A 4,109-nucleotide genomic window follows, 5' to 3' on the forward strand; every position below is an offset into this window, starting at 1 on the left:
TACTTCAGAACTTGAAAGAAGGTTAGGAGTAAAAGTTTGTGAAATTTCTGCATTGAAAAATCTTGGAGTTATGGAGGCTGCTCAGGTTGCAATTGATACAGCTACGAAAGGGGAGAAATTAATTCCTTCTCATTCTTTCTCTGGTGTAGTTGAGCATGCTATTGCACATATTGAAGAGGCTGCTTTACATAATATGAGTGAGGAAGTTCAAAGATGGTATGCTATTAAAATCTTTGAACGTGATAAGAAGGTAATAGAAAAACTGAATATTGATTCTGAAATTCTTTCTCATATGGAAATTGATATTGTAAAAGCGGAAGAAGAAGCAGATGATGATGCAGAATCAATAATTACTAATGAAAGATATATTTACATTAATTCGTTAATTAGAAGCTGTTATAAGAAAAAGCAAAGGGGCGAATCTAAATCAGATAAGATTGATAGAGTAGTAACAAATAGATTTTTAGCCCTTCCAATATTTGCTGTTGTGATGTTTTTAGTTTACTACATCTCAATTTCTACAGTTGGAACTTGGATGACAGATTGGGTAAATGATTGCTTATTTGGCGAAGAGTGGTCGCTATTTGGCCTTGCCTTACCTGGTATTCCAGTATTTTTTACACAATTACTAGAAGCAATAGATTGTGCTGATTGGCTAATTGTATTAATAGTTGATGGAATTATCGGTGGTGTGGGTGCTGTACTAGGATTCTTACCACAAATGCTTGTACTTTTCATATTCTTAGCATTCCTTGAAGGCTGTGGTTATATGGCAAGAGTTGCTTTTATCATGGATAGAATATTTAGAAGATTCGGCCTTTCTGGTAAATCTTTTATTCCAATGCTAATAGGAACTGGATGTAGTGTTCCTGCCATTATGGCATCAAGAACTATTGAAAATGTAAGAGATAGAAGACTTACAATTATGACAACAACATTCATACCATGTAGTGCTAAACTTCCTATTATTGCATTAATCGCAGGTGCTGTCTTTGGAGGTGCTTGGTGGGTTGCTCCAGTTGCATACTTTATAGGTATTGGAGCAATAATTGTATCAGGAGTGATTTTGAAAAAAACAAAATTATTCTTAGGTGATCCAGCACCATTTGTTATGGAATTACCTAAATACCATTTACCAACATTTTCCTATTTGTTGAGATCAATGTGGGAAAGAGGATGGTCATTTATTAAGAAGGCTGGAACAATTATTCTTATCTCTGCAATTATCCTATGGTTCTTACAAGCATTTGGTTTTGAAGATGGATCATTTACTATGGTTGAGGATTTAAATAACTCTATTCTTGCGATAATAGGTAACTTAATTGCCTGGATTTTCTCTCCTCTTGGTTGGGGTAACTGGGAAGCTGCAGTTGCAACAATTACAGGATTAATTGCAAAGGAAAATGTTGTATCAACATTTGGTATCCTTTTTTGCTTTGCCGAGGTTGCTGAGGATGGAGTTGAGATTTGGGGAACTATGGCATTAAGATTTACATCTCTTTCTGGCTTATCATTCTTAGTATTTAACTTACTTTGCGCCCCATGTTTTGCAGCAATAGGTGCAATTAAAAGAGAAATGAATGATAGAAAATGGCTATTAATTGCAATTTCCTATCAATGTATATTTGCCTATATTGTCTCATTTATTATCTATCAAATTGGATCATTAGTTATTGGACAAGGAAGTATAATTGGAGGCGTACTAGGTATCTTATGCTTAGCTATAATGATATACCTAATAGTAAGAAAACCTTCCTCAGTTAACTAATTCAAACCTATATTTTTGATCTGCATTAGGATATTTTTTCTTATCGACTAAAGATGCAAACATCTCATATGGACGAATATAGAGAGCATAGTCACCATATAGTGCACGATAAACTACATATTTCTCATGGGTTTCTGAACAAAATGCACTATCAAGTACCTCATAGTAATTACCCTTAAAGTGTCTATATCGTCCTTTAATTATCTCTCTAGTTGCACTTGGGATTAATAATTTTCTTATTTCATCCCAAGTTGCAACACTCTTAAATTGTTTTTTATAGCAACCATTAACGGGACTAATAAACATCAATACATCTATACCTGCTTTTGATACACTATCAAGATTTAAAAAGGTATCATCTATTAATAAATCAACCTTTTCATTTAAGCAGGCTGTTAATTTATCATTTGTACAAATTAATAAATCATATTCAATTCCACAGTTTTTTAACTCTTTTTGTGTTGTATAGTAGCAGTCACTATAAAGTGAATTATTCCTATGAGTTATGATAATAATTCTATTACCTAGTCTTCTTAACTCTTTTACAACATCACATGCTCCCTCCTTTACTGGTGTAAAAGGAATGAGAGCATCAAAATACTTTTTTGCAAAATCATTCATAACTAAGCCCCATTCCTTTGGGGTGTTGTCATATGAAATATTGTTTGAAACTAGCTCTTCTAGTGGCTTCTTACAATACTCAGCAGTATATGGCTGAAGATAAGAAAATGTATTAGTTAATGTGTCATCAATATCAATTGCTATATTCATTGTCTTATTATTAATCCCATTGGAACAGGTCTCTCTGAATCACTATTATCAGGATGTCTATCTGAAACATGCATCATAGTTTTACCATCTATAAACATTTCAGCAGATCCACCACCATCTAGATTTACTAAATGTTTTAGACCTTGTCTATAACCAAAATCTGCAAGCTCTAAAAGGGAAGTTCCTGCACTCTCATTTCCTCTATCATACCTAAGCTTGCTACAACCTTCTGACCAAATTAAAATTGGTTCATCATCTTTTGTTGCACCAATAGCCATACGAGGTGCACGAGCAGCTTCGTAATCAAGTGGATAGAGAGTAGGTGGATATGAAATAGGATCTATTTCTATATCATAGAATGGTGATGATAACTCAGTTATCTTCTCTGTCTCTCTAACTACTGCTGACCCAACTTGTAAACCAAATACGTAGTCCTCTAAACCATTATAGATAACTTGAGATTCTAAATAAGAAATATCCTCTTTAGTTTGAATAATAAACCCAGAAGAAGGAATAAGCGTTTCACCACCCTTATGATATGCAATAACCTTATTTCCAATAATTACAATATCACTACCACTTGTCTTAGGTGTTACTCTATCTAATGGTCTTTGAAAGAAGGTTGCATTTTCACCATCTTTGAAGGTAATACCATTAATAGTAATACTAAGATCTGTAACTGATATTTTCTTTACATAGCTCTTTTGATTTTTATCAACTAATAAAGCTTCTCTATAGAAGAGAGGGGGTTGAATTACAACACCTTCTTTAAGAGCAAGACCATAAGATACTCCAAATGTATCATATGGAGAATCATGGTCAAAGACATCCATTGTAAAGAAGTGGCTATTAACACTTAATTTAGGACATGGGGTAGTTTGGCTAAGGTATCCAAAGGTGTTACTAATAGGGAGTATAGAAATACAATCTTTATCTCCGCATAGTACTTTTAGCCATCCTTCTTCCTTTAAAAAAGAGATAAAATCATTAGTCTTTTTATCGCAAACTACAATATCATCGTTTTCTTTTTTTATAAGTCCTGCTTTATACTGTTTTTCTAATTCTGCGGCAAAAGCAAGCTGAGGATCAAAGACTGTACCAATATCTGTTTCAAAAGAAAAAGGTATTTTAATGTCTTTAGGAAAATGGAAAATTACTAAAGCCCCATACCATGACCTATGCTTTGGAATGATAAAGGCTTCATACATTCTTACAAATTCATCATATGCCTCTTTTGAAAACGGAGGAATAGAAAATGAAATATCAGACCAAGTAAAGCCCTTTGCTATTTGGTAACGTTGCATTTCTCCATTTTCATATTTCTCAGTAATGATTTGTGTTTCTATCATCCTTTAACTCCTGCAGAAAGTGAATTCTCAATGATATATTTTTGGCAGAATAAATATACAACTATTAAAGGTAGTACTGAAAGTACACTACCTGCAAGTAGTAATGACCACTGTGAGGAGTATGCACTTTGGAACTGAGTAAGACCAAGAGTAACTGTATAAAGGTCAGGCTTTGAAATATAAAGCATTGGACGTAGTAGATCATTCCAGTTATTCATGAA

Annotated in this window: 3 protein-coding genes and 1 pseudogene; 1 reads left to right on the forward strand and 3 read right to left on the reverse strand. The window is 33.5% G+C overall.

What is annotated here, in order from left to right:
* Positions 1–1,768, forward strand: a 1,768-nt coding sequence (gene feoB, locus SOY52_RS09795) for a ferrous iron transport protein B (RefSeq protein WP_320848774.1), incomplete at its 5' end; no start/stop codon positions are given.
* On the opposite strand, the gene SOY52_RS09800 is transcribed toward feoB, so the two are convergent.
* The 3 genes and pseudogenes from SOY52_RS09800 to SOY52_RS09810 all read right to left on the reverse strand — a co-directional run.
* On the reverse strand, positions 1,757–2,539 hold the full coding sequence (locus SOY52_RS09800) for a DUF1653 domain-containing protein (protein ID WP_320848775.1): 783 nt from the start codon (positions 2,537–2,539) through the stop codon (positions 1,757–1,759). The two genes, feoB and SOY52_RS09800, sit on opposite strands and share 12 nt — an antisense overlap.
* Positions 2,536–3,888 carry a phosphodiester glycosidase family protein gene (locus SOY52_RS09805; RefSeq protein WP_320848776.1) on the reverse strand — a complete coding sequence of 451 codons (1,353 nt, stop codon included), beginning with the start codon at positions 3,886–3,888 and terminating at the stop codon, positions 2,536–2,538. The genes SOY52_RS09800 and SOY52_RS09805 overlap by 4 nt, the downstream gene beginning before the upstream one ends.
* Positions 3,885–4,109: pseudogene (locus SOY52_RS09810) on the reverse strand (carbohydrate ABC transporter permease); the annotation flags it as partial. The gene SOY52_RS09805 and the pseudogene SOY52_RS09810, both read right to left, overlap by 4 nt.

It is taken from the genome of Bullifex sp., from assembly GCF_034103065.1.
In the GTDB taxonomy this organism is placed as follows: Bacteria; Spirochaetota; Spirochaetia; order Sphaerochaetales; family Sphaerochaetaceae; genus Bullifex.